Consider the following 462-nt stretch of genomic DNA (forward strand, 5'->3'; position numbering starts at 1 on the left):
GTCGCTGGCGTAGGTGCGCGCCCATTCGATCGGCAGCGGCGCTGCGAGAACGAAGTCGGTGTGGGTGAAGCTTTCGTCACCCAGTGAGAGGCTGATGGAGCCGCCCTTGCGCGCAGGTGCAGGGCGATTCTTGAGGCTGCATCCCCGCCCGTTGGCCGGCGCCTGCTTGCTGATATGCCCGAGCTGGTCACCGGGCTTGTCCTTCTGGGCCACCGCGCCCGCTTGAGGCGGGACGATAGCCGAACGCCTGCCCTTCTTCTTCAGCAACGCGTCCCGCAGCTTGTGCAGCAGCCACATGATGCTGGCCTGCGCCTCCTTGTCCGCCAGCTTCGACAACTGACCCCGCAACAGCCGCTTGAAGTCCAGCATCTGCGTGATCACGCCATTGACCCGGCCCGCGATCCCATCGGGCAGCTGGCTTGCCGCCGCCTTGGCCACATAGTTCGCCGACTGCTTCGAGTA

General features: G+C 65.6%; 1 protein-coding gene. It reads right to left on the reverse strand.

Annotation, left to right across the window (positions count from 1 at the left end):
- Positions 1–462, reverse strand: a 462-nt coding sequence (locus tag ACCD11_RS28380) for a DUF6531 domain-containing protein (protein ID WP_413316470.1), incomplete at both ends; no start/stop codon positions are given.

This window comes from Variovorax sp. Varisp36 (assembly GCF_047304235.1).
Lineage (GTDB): Bacteria > Pseudomonadota > Gammaproteobacteria > Burkholderiales > Burkholderiaceae_C > Variovorax.